Here is an 18,177-nt window from a genome sequence, read left to right as displayed (position 1 = left end):
TTATCATGGCTGATTTATCAATTGATCTTGCAGGTATTAAATCTCCCAATCCTTTTTGGCTTGCTTCAGCACCACCTACTAATTCGGGTTATCAAGTCCAGCGCGCATTTGAAGCTGGCTGGGGTGGAGCTGTATGGAAAACATTGGGTGATCCCATCCTGAATGTTTCATCACGTTTTGCAGCGGTCAGCTTTAATGGACAGAGAGTTGCCGGGTTCAACAATATAGAATTGATTACGGATCGTCCTCTTGAAGTGAATCTGAAAGAAATATATGAAACGAAGAAGAGATTCCCGGATCATGCAATCATTGCATCGGTGATGGTGGAGCCGCAACAGGAAAAGTGGCATGAAATCATCAAGCGTATAGAAGATGTAGGGGTCGATGGTTACGAATTGAACTTTGGCTGCCCGCACGGTATGGCAGAGCGTGGGATGGGAGCTGCTTCTGGGCAGGTTCCCGAACTTGTGGAAAAGCAAACATACTGGGCGAAGGAAGCTGCATCCAAGCCCGTCATCGTCAAGCTTACACCGAATATAACCGACATTACGGTTACGGCTGAAGCGGCAGTGCGCGGCGGTGCGGATGCAATAAGCATGATCAATACGATCAACAGCTTGGCAGGAGTGGACATCCATTCATGGAATACGATTCCGCATGTAGGCGGCAAGGGGGCTCACGGAGGGTATTGTGGTCCAGCTGTGAAGCCGATCGCTTTGAATATGGTGGCAGAGTGTGCAAGGAATAATAAGATCAATGTTCCCATTTCCGGAATAGGCGGCATTTCAAATTGGCAGGATACGGTGGAATTTTTATTGATGGGTTCGACTGGAGTGCAAATTTGTACGGCTGCCATGCATCACGGTTTTAGAATAGTAGAAGACTTGATTGATGGACTTTCCAATTACCTTGATGAAAAAGGGATATCCTCCGTCATGGAAATTGTCGGTAAATCCGTACCGCGCTATTCCGACTGGGGGAATTTGGATCTTAATTATAAGGTCGTTGCGCGCATTAATAATGATGTGTGCATTAACTGCAATAAATGCCATATTGCGTGTGAAGATACTTCCCATCAATGTATAGATATGTTAAAGGACACGTCAGGCAGCTCCTTTTTGAGAGTGCGCGAAGAAGATTGCGTAGGCTGTAATCTGTGCTCGATCGTCTGTCCGGCCGATGGGGCAATCGATATGATCGAACTGACAAATGAATTACCGCCAATGACGTGGAATGAACGCCAATCGTTCCTTGGGGGCATAAGCAGTGAAAGAGTTGATTTCGTAAAATGATGGAGGGGTCTAATATGAAGAAAATCATTAAAAATGGAACGATTGCAACGGCTGCAGATACGTATCAAGCGGATATATTGATTGAAAATGAGAAGATTGCAATGATTGGCAAGGACCTGCCGGCTGACGGGGCTGAAATCATTGATGCAAAAGGCGCTTATATTTTTCCGGGTGGCATTGATCCGCATACCCATCTCGACATGCCGTTTGGAGGGACAACGACGAAGGATGATTATGAAACGGGTACGATTGCTGCTGCATATGGAGGCACGACAACGATCATCGACTTTTGTCTGACCGAAAAAGGGGTGCCATTAAAGAAAGCGATTGAAACATGGCATGAAAAGGCCAATGAAAAGGCGGCCATAGATTATGGTTTCCATTTAATGATCAGTGAGATTAATGATGATGTATTGGCTGAGTTGCCAAGTATCATCGATAATGAAGGGATTTCTTCCTTTAAGGTGTTCATGGCTTACAAGAATGTTTTTCAAGCTGATGATGCCACGCTATACCGCACTCTGTTGCAAGCAAAGGAACTTGGCGCACTTGTCATGGTTCATGCTGAAAATGGCGATGTCATCGATTATCTTACGAAGCAGGCGCTGGCTGAAGGGAACACGGATCCAATTTACCATGCATTAACAAGGCCTCCGGAGCTTGAAGGGGAAGCGACTGGACGGGCCGCCAAACTGACGGAAATGGCAAATGGCCAGCTCTATGTCGTTCATGTCACCTGTGAAGATGCGGTTGAAAAGATCACTGAGGCAAGAAATAAAGGGGTGGATATTTGGGGGGAGACTTGTCCGCAATATCTGGTTCTTGACCAGTCTTATCTTGAAAAGCCCCATTTCGAGGGATCTAAATATGTATGGTCCCCGCCGTTAAGGGAGAAGAAAAACCAAGAAGTGCTATGGAATGCTTTGAAAATGGGCCAGCTGCAAACGATCGGCTCCGATCAATGCTCTTTTGATTTTAAGGGACAGAAGGAACTTGGACGTGAAGATTTCACGAAAATACCGAACGGCGGGCCGACGATTGAGGATCGCATGAGTATCCTCTTTTCTGAAGGGGTCATGAAAGAGCGTATTACCTTGAATCAATTCGTCGACATGACATCTACGCGTGCCGCCAAGCTATTTGGATTATTCCCGAAGAAAGGGACGATAGCAGTAGGTTCGGATGCTGATATTGTCATTTTTGACCCGAAAGTTGAAAGGGCCATTTCTGCAGAAACCCATCACATGGCTGTAGATTATAATGCGTTTGAAGGTATGGAAATTACAGGTGAACCGGTGTCCGTTTTATCGAGAGGTCAATTCGTCATTAAAGACAAACAATTTGTGGGCGAAGCTGGAAAAGGGCAATTCCTGAAACGGGCAAAATATAATGCGGCACTGAAGCCGGATACAGGGAAAAAGCTTCCAGTCTAAATTCGGTAAGGAATCTTGCAAATTAAATTAGGGGGATTTTCTATGAGTGAGAAGAAAGATTATTTAAAGTCTCCCGATTTGCTGCCTATACCTCATAGTGAGAAAAACATAAGTGCAGCCGGATTTGGTTTCATTTGGGTGGGCATGGCTGTAGTATTGGCTGCCTTCGCAATCGGTGGGAACGGTGTCCAAAGTTTATCCTTAGGCTGGGTCGTTCTTGCAACGGTCATTGCCTGTGTGGTTCTCGGCTTTTTGATGACAATGACAGGGGATATTGGTGTTGAACATGGAATATCATTCCCAGTTTATATGAGAGCGCCGTTCGGTACGATTGGCACCCACATCCCTTCAGTTGTACGCGGTTTTGTAGCGTCATGCTGGTTCGGGCTAAATACTTACTTTGGAGCCACTGCAATGAACGCTATCTTCACAACTCTTTTTGAGTTTGATAATTGGTTTATCTGCTTCCTCATCTTTGCCGTTTTACAATTAGTCAACACGGCAATGGGAATAAAGTCGATAGAACGATTCGCCGACTTGGCGGCGCCCGTCATCATTTTAATTTCCGGCTGGATGTATTTCACCCTATCCGATCAGGCTGTAGCCCAAGGAAGAGATGTTTGGTCCTGGATTGAAAGTCCGGTCACTGGCGGGGCAGCTGCAACGGCATTCATGGTCGTCATTATGGCAAATATGGGATTTTGGGGCACGCTGACTGCAGATATGCCCACGCTTTCCCGATATATAAAGGCACCAAAAAATGAAAAAAATTGGTTCAAGCGCAATAAGGGGCAAATAATTGGGAATATTATCACCTATCCCATCACTCAGACGTTCATGGTGATTATCGGAGCGGTTTCTTATATGGCCGTTTCCAATTATGATCCTGTAGTTGCCATACAGGGATCAGCAAGTGGAATCGCCCTCGGCGTCCTTTTGATCATGATCGTTTTTGCTCAATGGTCGACGAATACTACGGCCAATGTCATTCCCGCAGCTACCATTTTCTCCAATGTCATGGGTCCTAAAATGCCATTTTGGGCGGGAGTCGTTGTAGCGGGGGTGATTGGGATAGTAGTTCAGCCATGGAGCCTGTTCGGCATCATCATAGAAGTTTTATTAATAATAGGCGGAATCCTGGCATCCATTGTCGGCATCCTGGTAGCGGATTACTATTTCCTTCGAAAACGGAGAGTGAATGTACAAGAACTCTATGAAAGTGAAGGGCAGTATAAATACTTGAATGGAGTGAATTGGGCAGGAATCATTTCATGGGTGATTGGAGGAATCGGTGCAACGATTTTTTCAAATTATTCGTTTATTATTGGCTTTCTTCTCGGCGGTGCCAGTTATTTTATATTAGCTAAGTATTGGTGGTTCAAGCGATATGAACAAGCTGAAATCATTGATCCGAGCGATGAGAAATATTTAGGCATTTCCGTTGGCAGGGATTGGATAATTGGGAAAGGTCCAGAACTTGAGGAAGAGATGGTTTTTACGGCTTCGACCGGCAAGGAAAACGTTTGAAAAAGGGGGAATGGAAATGTCCGAATATCAAGAGTATCGCTTAGAAAGGGAACAAATCGATTTTTTACTTGAAAGAGGATATCGAATCACCCGGGTTTCCGAAAGTTTAAGTGGAGCCTTTCTCGATTTTGAACTGATTGAAGGAACGAAGCAGGAATGGAAGCAATTGAACATCAAAACCCCGGAAGGAAGGAAATACTTTTCTACATTGCTTTTCAAAAAAAAATTGAATTGAAATAGTTATGGACCGGGCCTATTCCTCACGAATGGGTCCTTTTTGTTCGAGTTTTTTGTAGAATTTTGACGTTAGATTTTCTGACAAGTGTCTGGAGATTTAAGGGTTGTCCGTTTATAATAGATTTTAAAGCAGTTTTATAAAAGGATGTGGCTGGATGAATACATCGATAACAATCGAGGAAATTCTAACACGCAAGCATTTTAATCTGACGGATATAATTGCAGGTAGCAGTGGGATAAAGCGTCAAGTGAAGTGGGTCCACTGCATGGAAGTCACCCAAATCAGCCATTTGTTAAATGGAAACGAACTGATACTGACTACCGGTTTAGGGTGGAAAGACTGCGATGACACATTTCTATCCTACTTAAGACAGTTAATGGAATGCAATGCAGCTGGACTCTGTATAGAGATTGGCGCCAACACCATGGCAGTGCCGCAATGTGCCATTGATCTCGCAAATGAACGGCAATTCCCTATCATCCTATTTCATGAAGAAGTCCCTTTCGTAGAAATCACGCAGGATATACATTCCCTTATCATCAATAAACAATATCAGATGATCTCCAACTTAGAAAACTACTCCCAGCAGTTAAATAAAAATCTCCTCGAAATTGACCATTATGAACCAATTCTAAAATTTCTCCACAGCTATTTAAATGTACAGGTTATTCTTATCTTTAATGAAAATGATATAGCCAGCATTCCAAAAATAAAGAAAAAAACGGCCTATCAAATGGTGGCGGACATATACGAAGAGAAGCGGAAAATGGATAAAACCGTTCTTGGACAGCCGATTCAAGTGCTAGGTGAAAATTATGCAGAACTGCTCATTTGCAGCAACGGCAGGGAGTTGACAGATTTTGATTCACTGATCTTGGATCGAACGGCTACAGCATTGGCGCAGCATCTATTAAGGGAAATATATATAGAAGAAAAGAAGATGTCGGAAGAAAGTAAATGGCTTACAAATTGGATTGAAGGAGAATATAGTGATGAAGCAATCCGGGAGAGGCTATCCTATATTGATCCGAAAATGCAGTTGGATGGCGGAATCGTTTGCATATGCAAACAAAACCCAAAGTATGATAAAGGTTCCACAAAGTTAGATGGAACCTATTTTAAGATAATGTTTAGAACGATTTTTGAACAGTACGGCTTTCAGATATTTTCCATGGAAGTGCATCAGCATCTTGTTTTTATTTTGGGTGATAATCGTCCATCTGAAGATTGGAAATCAAGGGTTACAAGCGCGGTGGATCGAATCATAAAAATGGATGTAAGCGGGCGTAATCGTATGGGTCTGCTTTCCATTGGTTTTGGAAAGCATGTTCAAAGGTTAAGTGAGATTTATAAAAGTTATGAAACGGCCCGTGAAACTTTGCTGCTTCAGGATACGTTGCCAGAGGATAGCAGGAGCATCTTTTATCAGGACTTACATATGCATCGCATGATTTCGCTCTTAAATAAGCATGGTAATCTAGAGGAAACGGTGTACGAATATTTAGGTCCTGTCATTGAATATGATAAGCAAAACAATGGTGAGTTAATGCCTACCTTAAAGACCTACCTAGCTTGTAACGGTTCTAAACAGGAAACGTCGAAACAACTATTCATTGTCCGGCAAACGCTATATCATAGGCTTGAAAAATTGGAGAAACTGCTAGGTTCTGATTTTATGCGTTCAGATAAGCGTCTGGGCCTTGAATTCATGATTTTTGCATTGGACTTCTTACAATACAGCAGCAGGAAGATCAGAGGGAAATTTGTAGACAAATATATTGGAAGATAAAAAATGAGTAAGACTGAAGGGTGTCCAGGGGACATCCTTTTTTGAATGCAAGGAAAGGGAGGCAGATAACAAGGTTAATGCTGACATCAAAATCGCCTATATAGCTTCTTGATGTCAGCATCATTTATTAATATTCATCTTTTTTGGAAAGGCAGCGGTCACATTCCAAGAGGTAGGATTCAGCTTGTTCAATGATATGGGTTCCGCATTCCGTACATTGTTTAGGCGGCAGTGTCCTGAAGAATTCCAGTGGATTTATAGTTTGCATGATGACTCCTCCTTTTTGATATGGTTTAATCAGTCTTCGTGTTTGGAAAGGCAGTGATCACATTCCAAGAGGTAGGATTCAGCTTGTTCAATGATATGGGTTCCGCATTCCGTACATTGTTTAGGAGGCAGTGTCCTGAAGAATTCCAAAGGGTTTTTTGTTTGCATGATGACTCCTCCTTATGATTTGGTTTAATCAGTCTTCGTGTTTGGAAAGGCAGTGATCACATTCCACTAGGTAAGATTCAGCTTGTTCAGTAATATGGGTTCCACATTCCGTACATTGTTTAGGCGGCAGTGTCCTGAAGAATTCCAGTGGATTTATAGTTTGCATGATGGTTCCTCCTTTTTGATTTGGTTTAATCAGTCTTCGCGTCTGGAAAGGCAGCGGTCACATTCCATTAAGTAGGATTCAGCATGCTCAGTAATATGTTCACCGCACTCGGGACAATGTTTTGCAGGGATATTGTTAAAAAACTCAATGGATTTTTTCATTTGCATAATGATTCCTCCTTTTAATGTTAGATATATTTTCCAATCGCTTTATTCTTCACGTTTGGAAAGGCAGCGATCGCATTCCATCAGATAGGAATCTGAGTGGTCCGCATGTGTTTCACCACATTCCGGGCAATGTTTAAATGAATCGATTATGAGTAAATCTGATTGATTTGCTTGCATGTCTCGCTCCCTCTCTTTATAGTACAGTTTTTGTTGTTTGTTTGTTGTTATAATACAGTATATACCCGAATTTGGAAAATGTATAGGTATTTTACAGAAAATTTCAATTTTTTTTCACTGGTTGTCTAAAAACCTTATAGGTAAGGGAATCATCATCTGTTTATTTTTGAATTTTTCTTCACGGCAAGTAGGAAATGGAAGAAATAACGCTTTTTATAAAACGAAAAAACAAAGAGGGAGCGAAACGGACAGACAATTTTCAGTTGGTTGTGATAGGCAATAATGTAACAGATGAGAAACAGGAAGATCAGTGATCGATGAAAGCCTGTTTCACAGTCGATGTAAGAGCTTGTTCTAAAATGTCAGCAAAATTCAAGTGGCAGCGATTATGTATAAGTTCCTGTCTGTGTGGTTTTAATACATCAGTAAAGAGGTAACTTGCTAGTAGAAGTACAATAATGGGGGGGAGCATATGTCTAAAGCAATGATTATCGTCAATCCATCTTCAGGCAAGGAAAAGGCAGGGAAGATTTTACCGAAAGCGGAAAAGACTCTTGGTGAAATTTTTGATGAGGTATGCGTTCGTAAAACGGAAGGAGAAGGGGATGCTACGGGTTTTGCTAAGGAGGCCTGCGCAGAAAGGTTCGATGCTGTCATTTCCATGGGTGGGGATGGAACGGTGAACGAGATAGTGAATGGTTTGGGCGAGCAGCAGCATCGGCCTACTTTCGGAATCATTCCTCTAGGAACCATCAATGATTTCGCAAGATCTTTGGGAATACCACTCAATCCCAATGCTGCCATCGAGATATTGAAGGATATGCATATTAAGGAATCGGACATAGGGAAGATCAATGACCGTTACTTCATGAATGTGTTGGCAGTAGGGGCAATCGCCGAGGCGACCTATAATGTTACCGTTGAACAAAAAACCCGTCTTGGGTCTTTTGCATATTTCATTGAAGGAGCAAAAGCGATCATTAAAAAGACTCCGTTTCCTTTAACGGTTGAACATGATCAGGGAAAGTGGGTGGGCGAGGCTCATTTACTCATTGCAACAATGACTAACTCTGTCGGCGGCTTCGAACAACTAGCACCAGAGGCGGAAGTGAATGATGGAAAGCTGCACACATTTATCATTAAGGATTTATCTCTTCCTCTCATCGTCAAGATCATTCCCAGTTTGATTAGGGGGGAGATCATGGGGAATGACGAAGTTGAATATATTAAAACTTCCAAGCTCCATTTAACTACATCAGAGGAACTTGCAGTCAATATCGATGGAGATGAAGGCATTCTTCTTCCTTTCCAGGCAAATGTACTGCATAAACATCTTCGTCTCTTTGTCCCGGGGACCAAATAACTTGTTATGTGGGTTCATTGTCATTCATCTTGTGGTAAAGCTGATTATGGGTTAGCCAATCAGCTTTTTTCTATGCGGTTACCCAAGGTTTATTGATGGAGTAGATCTGTGATGTTCATCGGGCACAACGTAAGCTCCTTCGCTTTTAAAAAAGTTATCATTATTCAGGAGGATTCAAGGTTAGAATAGTTAATGCATGAATGACTGGGTATAAATATGTTACGCTTATAGTTATGATTATAGATAAGAGAGGAAGTTTGATGTTTGTATGGAGTTTTTTCTTGTTATATTAGCGCTTCTTATATTGATTGGAGTGTCTAATGTAATTAACCATTTTATACCCTTTATACCTGTACCATTAATACAAATAGCACTGGGTGTCATATTGGCACTTTTACCCCTGGGTATGCATGTTGAGATGGAGACGGAATTATTTTTGCTATTATTCATTGCACCCCTATTATTCAATGATGGCAAAAATGTACCACGAACAGCACTTTGGAAGTTGAGAGCACCCATTCTGATGCTTGCACTAGGCCTGGTATTCATAACGGTTTGGGCAGGCGGGTATTTAATTAATTGGATGATCCCTTCGATACCATTGCCGGCAGCGTTCGCTTTAGCGGCCATTTTGTCACCTACGGATGTAGTGGCAGTAAGCGCTTTGGCGAGTCGGGTCAAGTTACCGAAGAGCATCATGCACCTTCTCGAAGGCGAAGGGCTAATGAATGATGCCTCAGGTTTAGTTGCCTTTAAGTTTGCTGTTGCAGCTACAGTTACTGGTGTTTTCTCCTTAGTCGACGCAACCTTCAGTTTCATATGGATTGCAATTGGTGGGTTTGTAGGTGGAGCGATACTGGCTTTCATCATTATCAGGCTTCGTGTATTTCTTCGCCGTTTAGGGATGGAAGATGTCACGATGCATATGCTGATCCAAATCCTAACCCCTTTTATTATTTTCCTCGCTGTGGAACATTTCCACCTTTCAGGGATTTTGGCAGTCGTGGCTGGGGGAATTGTCCATGCCATTGATCGAGATCGGGAAATATCACCAACTGTAGAACTTCAAGTCGTTTCAAAGAGTACATGGTCCGTCATTTTATATGTATTGAATGGTCTTGTATTCGTTTTGCTTGGCTTGCAAATCCCAAGCGTTGCGAAAACTATTTTTCAAGATCCAGCCTTCAATAATGGACAAGTGATCCTTTATATCGTGATCATTACACTTTTCCTCTTCGCTTTACGATTCATTTGGCTTACGGCTGCCTGGTCGATTGGCTGGATGACAAAAAAAGCGGGAGCTCAAAAACCAGACTTCAAAGCTGCTGGAATCATTACCATTTCCGGTGTTCGCGGAGCTGTAACGCTAGCGGGTTCGTTCTCGATTCCATATGTGTTGGCAGATGGAAGTCCATTTCCTGAGCGTTCGTTAATCATTTTCATTGCAGCGGGTGTCATATTGCTGACACTGATTGTTGCGAGTGTATTTCTGCCAATCGTGGCAAGGTCAGAAGAAGAGGAAGTGGTGGACAAGCAGGCTGACAAAACGAAAGCTGCTACCATTCACTCACATCAAGCCGCTATTCGGGTGATTGAGTCCCAAATGACAGATGAAAACCGGGAAGCGGCTTTATCGATCATTTCCAGATACTGTACCAAGATCAATGAACTGTCCTATGTCGAACAGGAGAAAGAACCGGCTGCATTAAGGGAAGAAGAGAAGGATCTTCGCTTCAAGGCCCTTGAAGCAGAGCAAAAATTCCTGGATAAACTTATTAAGGATGAAAAAGTGGACCGGGAAACGGCGTATATATGCAAGGAATACATCCAGCGTATGGAAGGCGCCGTAACAAATCGACTGAAGTTCCGTTTTTTCAGGTCAGTAACGCTTTTCAGAAGAAGTATGCTAAGGGTTTTAAAATTATTTTTCCCTAATAAAAGTGAAATAAGAAAAATCAATCTTAAGAGATTGGAAAAGGTCAGGGATCTTAAAATCAGGATGTATAAAGCTGCCATCCAAGAGATACAAGCCGGAATTACATCCGATAATCATAAGACATCCTCGATGATCATAGACGAGTATAAAGTGTTGATTTTAAAATGCAAACGTGAAAATCGAGGCAGTACCCCGAGTAAAATGGTCGAATATGAAAGAGAGCTGTTCTATAAAGCGATCCAGGCAGAACGGGACGAAGTGCAGGATCTGTTTGAAAAACGACAAATCTCCCGTGATGTTGCCAACATACTCCGCCAGCAAATCAATTTACGGGAAGCACTGACAATCAATGAAAATACACACTGATTAACAGAAGGAGCACTGCCGATATTTTTGGCAGTGCTCCTTCCGGTATGTGTATCCAATAATTGATGAAAGAGGCTGCAGTTAATGGAAAAGGAAATCGAGACCATCACCTTAACGCCTTATTTACCGGAACATCTTCACCAGCTTTCCCAGTTTTATTCACCGGGTACACAAACCCCTTTTTCAGCTTTACCGGAAGAGTCACTGAAAGATTGCCGGGAAGATTGCGACAAGCACCCTATCGTAATATTGGCAAATGGTATCCCTGTTGGCTTTATCGTTTTACACATTGGCGAAAACATCGCGCCTTTCACCAGCGATAAAAAAGTGAAAGTACTTAGTGGATTTCTTGTTGATCAAAAACATCTGGGCAAAGGGATTGCGAAGAAAGCCTTGCAAATTCTTCCGGAATTCGCAAAAGGGAATTTTCCAAACAAGGATTCGATCATTCTGGCAGTGGGTGTCATGAACATGAATGCAAAAATGCTTTATTCGAAATCAGGGTTTCAGGATACAGGGATTCAGAAGGAAGGCAGAAGCGGGTTGATGGAGATGATGGAGTATAGATTAATACGATGAACAATGATATGGAATAAGAAACGACAAATTGGCATGTAGACTTTTCCAAAGAGGAGAGGTCTTTTTTGTCTAATTTGTTACAGGTTTCACTATGAAACTAATGAATTAGAAGGGGCCGCTTTTAATAATGCCGCTGCCTTATGGTACACTTTACTTAATGCAAAATTCGTTAATCGAGGTGTAGTCCTAATGAAAACAGTCGTAGTCGTAGGTGGGGGCATTACCGGTTTATCAACCATGTATTATTTACAAAAAACAGTTAAAGCGAGGAGTCTCTCGGTACGATTGATATTAATAGAAGGAAATGAGGAGCTAGGCGGTAAAATAAAGACTGTGCACGATGGTCCTTTTAAAATTGAAGCGGGAGCCGATTCGATTGTCGCCAGGAAACAGAATATAAAACCATTTCTTGAAGAATTGAACCTGGAGGATCAAGTAGTCTATAATGCAACGGGAAAATCATTTATCCATACAGATGGCATGCTGAAGGGAATCCCCGAAGATGCCCTATTCGGAATACCAATGAGCCTGGAGTCGCTGGCGAAAAGTGATTTGGTTTCTGCCCAAGGAAAGGTCGACGCCTTAAAGGATTTCTATACAAAAAATGAGACCTTTACCAAAAATGACTCTATCGGTTTATTTCTTGAAAGCTTCTTAGGCAAGGAATTGGTGCAAAAGCAGATATCGCCTGTCCTTTCGGGTGTTTACTCAGGAAAATTAAATGAATTGACCATTGCCAAAACACTGCCAGAGATGCTGGATTATAAAAATCAATATGGCAGTATAATACGAGGTCTATCGGAAAATAAGCAGAAATACCAAAGCAAGGGAAATAAGAAGTTTCTTTCGTTTAAAAATGGCTTATCAACATTAGTTGAACGAATTGAGGAAAGCCTCGATATGGTCGAGATTTTAAAAGGGGTCCGTGTAGCTGGAATTGGAAGAAATGCTGAGGGGTATATCATTTCATTGGCAAACGGTGAAACGCTCGAAACGGACTTTATCGTGTTGAGTACACCGCATACTGCCGCCCAGAAATTATTGGCGGATCGGGAGTTGGATGAGGACTTCGACGGCTTGATCAATAGTTCGATGATTAGCGTTTATCTTGGATTCGATATCCCGGACAGCATGCTTCCTAAAGACGGGACAGGTTTCATTGCAGGTGATAATAGTGATTTGATTTGCAATGCATGTACCTGGACTAGCCGGAAATGGGAGCATACTTCTGAAAACAGTCAGCTTTTGGTAAGGCTTTTTTATAAAAGTTCAAGTCCGGACTATGAACGATTACGGTCACTTACAAACCAGGAATTAATCTCCGTGGCCTTACGCGACATTGAAAACAGCCTAAGTATTTCTGGGGATCCAATTACGAGTGAAGTGACGAAATGGCATGAAAATATGCCAAACTACCATATAAAACATCCTCAAATCGTTCAATCCCTGGAGGCGAAAATCTCCGAGAATTATCCGAATGTTTTACTTGCGGGCTGTTCATACAATGGTGTCGGAATCCCTGACTGTATTGCTGATGGGGAAAAGAAAGCACAAGAAATATGTCTGAAGTTATAAAAGGGTGGCGGTCTCAGACTGTAGACAAATTCGGGGAAAATTGAGTGTTTGTAAAATTCGAACGTTGATTTCCACTCCAGGCACTCGTTTTCTGCGGGCGGTCCGGGAGCCTCCTCGGCACGCTTGCGCCTGAGGGGTCTCCCCTGGACGCGCTTTTCCCGCAGGAGTCTCGTACCTTACGCTCCAATCAACTTTGTTTTACCTTTTAGATAGAACCCTTATGCCTAGTTTTAAAATTAAGGTGATAAAAATACGTTCTAAACATGATTCTATTTCCGCGAAATCGACTTGAAATGATTACTTTAGATCAATTGATGCCATAGAATCGATTTTGTAGTCGCCATGATTGTAACTCCAGGTATGATAATGATATCCTAGAGTCTTTTTGAAAACGTGATTAGAAGAGGTCACCAAACATATTTACGGTTCTTTTTTAGTACAATATACGGAAATAAGATCATCAAAAAGGTTTGACACGTCACATTAGAATACGTGGAAGAATCACGAGAGGTTACCTATTCTCCATACCTGCTTCATTTCCAATAGTAAATCAGAAAGGACTGCCAGGTGGCGGTCCTTTTTTATCATGACTGGAAATTCCGTTTGAAGTTTCAGGCATTTCATGTATAATGATATTCGTAAAATTAAACTGAAAGTTTACTTATATAAAACTTTATCTACTGTGTGTTTACTATAAGTAAACCGATTGAGGGTAATTGTGATGCAAATTGGAAAAAAAATAAAGAACCTTCGCTTGAAAAAAGGATTGACCCAGGAAGAATTGGGGGAAAGAACGGATTTAAGCAAAGGATATATTTCACAGTTGGAAAGGGACCTTAGTTCCCCTTCAATTGAAACTCTTTTCAATATTTTAGAAGTGCTTGGCTGTACACCGAAGCAGTTCTTCGATGAAGAGGATCAGGTCCAAAAAGTAGTGTATGAAGAAGAGGCACAAACGTTTTTCATCGATGAAGAACGCGGTTATCAAATCCAGTGGCTCGTGCCTGAATCGAATGAGAAGGAAATGGAACCTATTCGACTGACTCTCCAGGAAAAGGGGGAGTTCAAACAATTTGAACCATCCTTGTCGGAAACATTCGGCTATGTATTAAGCGGAAGAGTCATTGTAAAGCTTGGTAAACATATGTATTTCGTCAAGGCAGGGGAATCGATTTATTTCCATGCTTCAGATGAACATCAAATCATCAATGATTTTGAAGGACCTTCCGAGTTATTACTCGTGGTGACGGAATCATACTTATAGAATGCAAAACAAATGCAATCGCTGAAGATTGATGAGTAAGGTAATGGAGAGAGGGAAGAAGCTATGGCAAACGGGAATATAATACGCTTCGATCAGGTTACGAAGCAATTCGATGATGATACGGTAGTGCTCGATAATGTTAGTTTTGAAATCGAGAGAGGGAAGTTCTATACGCTCTTGGGTCCTTCCGGATGCGGGAAGACTACGATCCTTCGTTTAATTGCCGGATTTACGGAAGCCTCCAAAGGTGATATTTACTTTGAAGGAAAAAAGATCAATGATGTGCCGGCCAATAAAAGGCAAGTGAATACGGTATTTCAAGATTATGCACTTTTTCCGCATTTAAATGTGTTTGAAAATGTAGCATTTGGTCTTCGAATCAAAAAAATGAAAAACTCGGAAGTGGAAATAAAGGTGAAGGAAGCCCTCAGCTTTGTTAATTTGGAGGGGTATGAAAAGCGGGAGATCAGGGAAATGTCCGGCGGTCAGCGGCAACGGGTTGCGATTGCCAGGGCGATCGTTAATGAACCGGAAGTCATCCTTCTTGATGAACCGCTATCTGCCCTCGATTTGAAATTGCGTACAGAAATGCAATATGAATTGCGGGAGCTGCAACAGAGGCTTGGAATCACGTTTATCTTCGTCACTCATGACCAAGAGGAAGCATTGGCGATGTCAGATGAGATTTTTGTCCTTAACAAAGGGAAAATTCAGCAAACCGGGACCCCTACGGATATTTATGATGAACCTCTGAATCGATTCGTTGCCGATTTCATCGGCGAGTCCAATATTGTAAAAGGAAAAATGATTGAAGATTACCTCGTGGAATTCGTCGGCAGACAGTTCGAATGTGTCGACCAAGGATTGAACAGTAATGAGACGGTCGATATTGTCATCCGCCCGGAAGATTTAGAGATTACTTCCGTCAATCGCGGGAAACTGCAAGTTCGTGTGGATTCCCAGCTATTTCGCGGAGTTCATTATGAAATCAGCTGTTATGACCATGATGGAAATGAATGGCTTGTCCAATCTACGAGAAAAGTGGCAGTTGGAGATGAAATAGGTCTGTATTTCGATCCGGAATCTATCCATGTCATGCGATTGGGTGAAACTGAAGAGGAATTCGATAAGCGTCTGGAAGCGTATCATGATGGGGAAAGTCATGAAGAATAAAATATCCCGGAATATTTACTTCATACCCTATGTCTTATGGATTGCTTTATTCGTGATTGCACCCATTTTGTTGATTCTTTACTATTCCTTCTTTGATATTGAAGGCAATCTATCTTTGATTAACTATCAAAAGTTCTTTACGCCAGTATATTTAAAAATGACTTTAAGCTCATTTTGGTATGCTTTCCTGATTACGGGGATATCCCTTTTAGTCGCTTATCCGACAGCATATTTGTTAACGAAAACCAAGCATAAGCAGTTGTGGCTTTTGCTGATTATCGTGCCTTCCTGGATCAATTTACTTTTGAAGGCTTATGCCTTCATTGGTATCTTTGGCACGTATGGTGTGGCGAATGGTTTTCTGGAGGCAGTAGGAATTGGAAAGCAACAGATTCTCTTTACCGATTTCAGTTTCATATTCGTTTCAGTTTATATTTTCATCCCGTTCATGATCTTACCGATATTCAATGCGCTTGATAAAATGAATCCAACCCTTCTGGATGCGGCCAATGACTTGGGGGCGTCCAGATGGATGACATTTCGCCGAGTCATTTTTCCATTGACGATAGATGGTGTAAAGACAGGATGCCAGGTAGTCTTCATCCCCGCACTTTCCTTGTTCATGCTTACAAGACTGATTGCCGGTAATCGCGTCATTACGCTAGGTACGGCTATCGAGCAGCACTTCCTTGTAACACAGGATTGGGGAATGGGTTCCACAATTGCGGTATTTTTGATTATTATAATGTTCCTGATTATGTTTGTAACGGGTAACCGAAAGCAGGGTGTGTAAATTGGGCCATAAATTATCACCAATATCAAAAGCGTTTCTCGTTTTGATTTTTCTCATACTCTATGCACCGATTTTCTTTTTAGTCTTTTACTCTTTTAACAGCGGTGGAACGATGTATGACTTTAAAGGGTTCACGATGGAGTGGTACAAGGAGTTATTCCAAGATACAAGGCTGTTGATCATTGTATTGAATACACTTGTGATTGCTTTATTATCTGCCTTGATTGCAACGATCATCGGGGTGATAGGGGCAATTGGAATTCGTTCCTTTGCGAGCAGCAAAGCTAAGAATACGGTATTGTCATTCAATAATGTATTGATTGTCAGTCCCGATGTGATCATCGGTGCTTCCTTCCTGATTTTATTCACGATGGCCGGGATCAAGCTTGGATTCTACTCGGTACTGTTGTCGCATATCGCCTTCAGTATCCCGATCGTTGTGCTGCTGGTCCTTCCGAAACTTCAGGAAATGAGCCCTACTTTAATTGATGCGGCCCGGGATTTAGGGGCAAGCCGGTGGGATGTATTAACGAAGGTCATCCTTCCATACATCCTGCCTGGTATCTTTGCTGGTTTTTTTATGGCATTGACTTATTCACTTGATGATTTTGCTGTTACGTTCTTTGTGACCGGTAATGGCTTCTCCACTCTTTCTGTGGAAATCTATTCACTGGCACGCCGTGGGATTTCATTGAATATCAATGCACTGTCGACACTGCTGTTCGTCGTGACACTGCTGTTAGTGGTCGTTTATTACTTTATAACTCAACGTGTAAGGCAAACGGGAATGGGGGGGAAACGATGAAAAGGCTTGTCCAAATGTTTTTGATCATCTCCCTCGTATCGGCTTTGCTTCTATATGCGATTTCAAGATTGAATTCATCACAGGGATTTACGAGCAGCAATACGCTTACCATCTATAATTGGGGCGATTACATCGATACCGACCTAATCGAACGTTTTGAAGAAGAGACGGGCATAAAGGTCATTTATGAGACATTTGATTCGAATGAGGCCATGATGACAAAGATCGAACAGGGCGGTACGACTTATGATATTGCCATTCCGTCCGAGTATATGATCGATAAGATGAGGCAAGAAGACTTGCTTGTTCCCTTAGATCATTCCAAGCTTCCGAATTTGAAAAATATCGATGAGCGATTCATCGATCTGCCATTCGATCCGGAGAATAAATATTCAGTGCCGTATTTCTGGGGAACGGTCGGAATTGTTTACAATTCCAAGATGCTCGGTGGAAAGGAAATAACCGCCTGGGCGGATTTATGGGATACAGATTTAAAAAATGAAATCCTTTTGACGGATGGAGCTAGAGAAGTGATGGGCATGGGCCTGAACTCTTTGAATTATTCATTGAATGATATAGATGAAGAACACCTTCAAGAGGCAAAATCCAAGCTTGATGCCCTCACCCCGAATATTAAAGCGATTGTCGGAGATGAAAGCCGCATGTTATTGGAAGCCCAGGAAGCGGCGATTGGTTTGGTTTGGTCGGGAGTTGCTTCTGAAATCATGGCTGAAAATGAAGATCTCCAATACGTTGTTCCAAAAGAGGGGTCCAATTTATGGTTTGATAATATGGTCATCCCGAAAACAACCAAAAATGTCGATGCGGCTCACCAGTTTATTAACTTCATGCTGGACCCGAAGGTTGCGGCACAGAATGCTGAATATGTAAGTTACTCGACACCTAATAAAGAAGCACTGAAATATATGCCAGAAGAAGTGGTGAAGGATGAACGTTTCTATCCATCGCCGGAACTGACAAAGAAACTGGAAGTGTACGAAAACCTCGGGAAGAAAAACTTGGCTCATTACAATGAACTCTTCCTTGAATTCAAGATGCATCGTAAGTAACACACAAAAAAAGCATGGTGTAGGAATTC

19 protein-coding genes are annotated in these 18,177 nt (G+C 42.0%); 14 read left to right on the top strand and 5 right to left on the bottom strand.

Features of this window, described 5'->3' with window-relative positions; translation table 11 throughout:
• The first annotated feature begins 5 nt into the window (after positions 1-5).
• From preA to ACFVS1_RS25055, 5 genes are all read left to right on the top strand, one after another.
• Positions 6-1,292: an NAD-dependent dihydropyrimidine dehydrogenase subunit PreA gene (gene preA, locus ACFVS1_RS25075; RefSeq protein ID WP_352927791.1), complete on the top strand. Its 1,287-nt coding sequence runs from the start codon at positions 6-8 to the stop codon at positions 1,290-1,292.
• Between the two features lie 14 nt (positions 1,293-1,306).
• On the top strand, positions 1,307-2,725 hold the full coding sequence (hydA, locus tag ACFVS1_RS25070) for a dihydropyrimidinase (RefSeq protein WP_241594159.1): 1,419 nt from the start codon (positions 1,307-1,309) through the stop codon (positions 2,723-2,725).
• A 42-nt stretch (positions 2,726-2,767) separates the two neighbouring features.
• Positions 2,768-4,252: an NCS1 family transporter gene (locus ACFVS1_RS25065; protein ID WP_387551749.1), complete on the top strand. Its 1,485-nt coding sequence runs from the start codon at positions 2,768-2,770 to the stop codon at positions 4,250-4,252.
• Positions 4,253-4,268: 16 nt separating this feature from the next.
• Positions 4,269-4,487, top strand: coding sequence for a hypothetical protein (locus ACFVS1_RS25060; RefSeq protein WP_034304894.1), 219 nt, complete (start codon positions 4,269-4,271; stop codon positions 4,485-4,487).
• Between the two features lie 157 nt (positions 4,488-4,644).
• Positions 4,645-6,279 carry a PucR family transcriptional regulator gene (locus ACFVS1_RS25055; RefSeq protein WP_352927785.1) on the top strand — a complete coding sequence of 545 codons (1,635 nt, stop codon included), beginning with the start codon at positions 4,645-4,647 and terminating at the stop codon, positions 6,277-6,279.
• 127 nt (positions 6,280-6,406) lie between these two features.
• Here ACFVS1_RS25055 and yhfH (ACFVS1_RS25050) read toward each other — a convergent pair whose 3' ends face one another.
• From yhfH (ACFVS1_RS25050) to yhfH (ACFVS1_RS25030), 5 genes are read right to left on the bottom strand one after another with little or no spacing between them, the layout of a single operon-like run.
• Positions 6,407-6,547, bottom strand: a complete 141-nt coding sequence (gene yhfH, locus ACFVS1_RS25050) for a protein YhfH (protein ID WP_192825404.1) — start codon at positions 6,545-6,547, stop codon at positions 6,407-6,409.
• A gap of 29 nt (positions 6,548-6,576) precedes the next feature.
• On the bottom strand, positions 6,577-6,714 hold the full coding sequence (yhfH, locus tag ACFVS1_RS25045; RefSeq protein ID WP_352927338.1) for a protein YhfH: 138 nt from the start codon (positions 6,712-6,714) through the stop codon (positions 6,577-6,579).
• Positions 6,715-6,742: 28 nt separating this feature from the next.
• Positions 6,743-6,880, bottom strand: a complete 138-nt coding sequence (yhfH, locus tag ACFVS1_RS25040) for a protein YhfH (protein WP_387551743.1) — start codon at positions 6,878-6,880, stop codon at positions 6,743-6,745.
• A 29-nt stretch (positions 6,881-6,909) separates the two neighbouring features.
• Positions 6,910-7,047 carry a protein YhfH gene (gene yhfH / locus ACFVS1_RS25035; RefSeq protein WP_352927348.1) on the bottom strand — a complete coding sequence of 46 codons (138 nt, stop codon included), beginning with the start codon at positions 7,045-7,047 and terminating at the stop codon, positions 6,910-6,912.
• A gap of 42 nt (positions 7,048-7,089) precedes the next feature.
• The gene (gene yhfH / locus ACFVS1_RS25030) at positions 7,090-7,224 is read right to left on the bottom strand and encodes a protein YhfH (protein ID WP_352927350.1); all 135 of its coding nucleotides are present in this window, start codon (positions 7,222-7,224) and stop codon (positions 7,090-7,092) included.
• Positions 7,225-7,696: 472 nt separating this feature from the next.
• Between yhfH (ACFVS1_RS25030) and ACFVS1_RS25025 the strand changes: the two genes are divergently transcribed.
• The 9 genes from ACFVS1_RS25025 to ACFVS1_RS24985 all read left to right on the top strand — a co-directional run bounded on the left by ACFVS1_RS25025 (position 7,697) and on the right by ACFVS1_RS24985 (position 18,148).
• Positions 7,697-8,587 carry a diacylglycerol/lipid kinase family protein gene (locus tag ACFVS1_RS25025; RefSeq protein ID WP_352927353.1) on the top strand — a complete coding sequence of 297 codons (891 nt, stop codon included), beginning with the start codon at positions 7,697-7,699 and terminating at the stop codon, positions 8,585-8,587.
• A gap of 268 nt (positions 8,588-8,855) precedes the next feature.
• Positions 8,856-10,889, top strand: a complete 2,034-nt coding sequence (locus tag ACFVS1_RS25020) for a Na+/H+ antiporter (protein WP_352927355.1) — start codon at positions 8,856-8,858, stop codon at positions 10,887-10,889.
• A gap of 84 nt (positions 10,890-10,973) precedes the next feature.
• Entirely contained in the window at positions 10,974-11,468 is a 495-nt protein-coding gene (locus tag ACFVS1_RS25015) for a GNAT family N-acetyltransferase (RefSeq protein ID WP_387551737.1), read from the top strand.
• Positions 11,469-11,657: 189 nt separating this feature from the next.
• Entirely contained in the window at positions 11,658-13,043 is a 1,386-nt protein-coding gene (locus tag ACFVS1_RS25010) for a protoporphyrinogen oxidase (RefSeq protein WP_387551735.1), read from the top strand.
• A gap of 721 nt (positions 13,044-13,764) precedes the next feature.
• Positions 13,765-14,307 carry a helix-turn-helix domain-containing protein gene (locus ACFVS1_RS25005; RefSeq protein WP_387551732.1) on the top strand — a complete coding sequence of 181 codons (543 nt, stop codon included), beginning with the start codon at positions 13,765-13,767 and terminating at the stop codon, positions 14,305-14,307.
• A gap of 63 nt (positions 14,308-14,370) precedes the next feature.
• Complete coding sequence (locus ACFVS1_RS25000) at positions 14,371-15,480, top strand: ABC transporter ATP-binding protein (protein WP_387551729.1); 1,110 nt, start codon at positions 14,371-14,373, stop codon at positions 15,478-15,480.
• Positions 15,470-16,273: an ABC transporter permease gene (locus ACFVS1_RS24995; RefSeq protein ID WP_101225717.1), complete on the top strand. Its 804-nt coding sequence runs from the start codon at positions 15,470-15,472 to the stop codon at positions 16,271-16,273. Before ACFVS1_RS25000 ends, ACFVS1_RS24995 begins: the two co-directional genes overlap by 11 nt.
• Before the next feature lies 1 nt (position 16,274).
• Positions 16,275-17,078, top strand: coding sequence for an ABC transporter permease (locus ACFVS1_RS24990; RefSeq protein WP_387551725.1), 804 nt, complete (start codon positions 16,275-16,277; stop codon positions 17,076-17,078).
• Positions 17,075-18,148, top strand: coding sequence for an ABC transporter substrate-binding protein (locus tag ACFVS1_RS24985; RefSeq protein ID WP_352927374.1), 1,074 nt, complete (start codon positions 17,075-17,077; stop codon positions 18,146-18,148). The genes ACFVS1_RS24990 and ACFVS1_RS24985 overlap by 4 nt, the downstream gene beginning before the upstream one ends.
• The last annotated feature ends 29 nt before the right edge of the window (positions 18,149-18,177 follow it).

The sequence above is a fragment of the Peribacillus sp. NPDC058075 genome (genome assembly GCF_042885195.1).
Classification (GTDB): domain Bacteria; phylum Bacillota; class Bacilli; order Bacillales; family DSM-1321; genus Peribacillus.
Note: the sequence above shows the minus strand (reverse complement) of the source record. Positions and strands in the feature narration are given on the sequence as shown.

What these genes read in the sequence shown, in the direction of transcription:
- preA (WP_352927791.1), top strand. Translation starts at nt 6, where the DNA reads ATGGCTGATTTATCAATTGATCTTGCAGGTATTAAATCTCCCAATCCT.
- hydA (WP_241594159.1), top strand. Translation starts at nt 1,307, where the DNA reads ATGAAGAAAATCATTAAAAATGGAACGATTGCAACGGCTGCAGATACG.
- ACFVS1_RS25065 (WP_387551749.1), top strand. Translation starts at nt 2,768, where the DNA reads ATGAGTGAGAAGAAAGATTATTTAAAGTCTCCCGATTTGCTGCCTATA.
- ACFVS1_RS25060 (WP_034304894.1), top strand. Translation starts at nt 4,269, where the DNA reads ATGTCCGAATATCAAGAGTATCGCTTAGAAAGGGAACAAATCGATTTT.
- ACFVS1_RS25055 (WP_352927785.1), top strand. Translation starts at nt 4,645, where the DNA reads ATGAATACATCGATAACAATCGAGGAAATTCTAACACGCAAGCATTTT.
- yhfH (WP_192825404.1), bottom strand. Translation starts at nt 6,547, where the DNA reads ATGCAAACTATAAATCCACTGGAATTCTTCAGGACACTGCCGCCTAAA.
- yhfH (WP_352927338.1), bottom strand. Translation starts at nt 6,714, where the DNA reads ATGCAAACAAAAAACCCTTTGGAATTCTTCAGGACACTGCCTCCTAAA.
- yhfH (WP_387551743.1), bottom strand. Translation starts at nt 6,880, where the DNA reads ATGCAAACTATAAATCCACTGGAATTCTTCAGGACACTGCCGCCTAAA.
- yhfH (WP_352927348.1), bottom strand. Translation starts at nt 7,047, where the DNA reads ATGCAAATGAAAAAATCCATTGAGTTTTTTAACAATATCCCTGCAAAA.
- yhfH (WP_352927350.1), bottom strand. Translation starts at nt 7,224, where the DNA reads ATGCAAGCAAATCAATCAGATTTACTCATAATCGATTCATTTAAACAT.
- ACFVS1_RS25025 (WP_352927353.1), top strand. Translation starts at nt 7,697, where the DNA reads ATGTCTAAAGCAATGATTATCGTCAATCCATCTTCAGGCAAGGAAAAG.
- ACFVS1_RS25020 (WP_352927355.1), top strand. Translation starts at nt 8,856, where the DNA reads ATGGAGTTTTTTCTTGTTATATTAGCGCTTCTTATATTGATTGGAGTG.
- ACFVS1_RS25015 (WP_387551737.1), top strand. Translation starts at nt 10,974, where the DNA reads ATGGAAAAGGAAATCGAGACCATCACCTTAACGCCTTATTTACCGGAA.
- ACFVS1_RS25010 (WP_387551735.1), top strand. Translation starts at nt 11,658, where the DNA reads ATGAAAACAGTCGTAGTCGTAGGTGGGGGCATTACCGGTTTATCAACC.
- ACFVS1_RS25005 (WP_387551732.1), top strand. Translation starts at nt 13,765, where the DNA reads ATGCAAATTGGAAAAAAAATAAAGAACCTTCGCTTGAAAAAAGGATTG.
- ACFVS1_RS25000 (WP_387551729.1), top strand. Translation starts at nt 14,371, where the DNA reads ATGGCAAACGGGAATATAATACGCTTCGATCAGGTTACGAAGCAATTC.
- ACFVS1_RS24995 (WP_101225717.1), top strand. Translation starts at nt 15,470, where the DNA reads ATGAAGAATAAAATATCCCGGAATATTTACTTCATACCCTATGTCTTA.
- ACFVS1_RS24985 (WP_352927374.1), top strand. Translation starts at nt 17,075, where the DNA reads ATGAAAAGGCTTGTCCAAATGTTTTTGATCATCTCCCTCGTATCGGCT.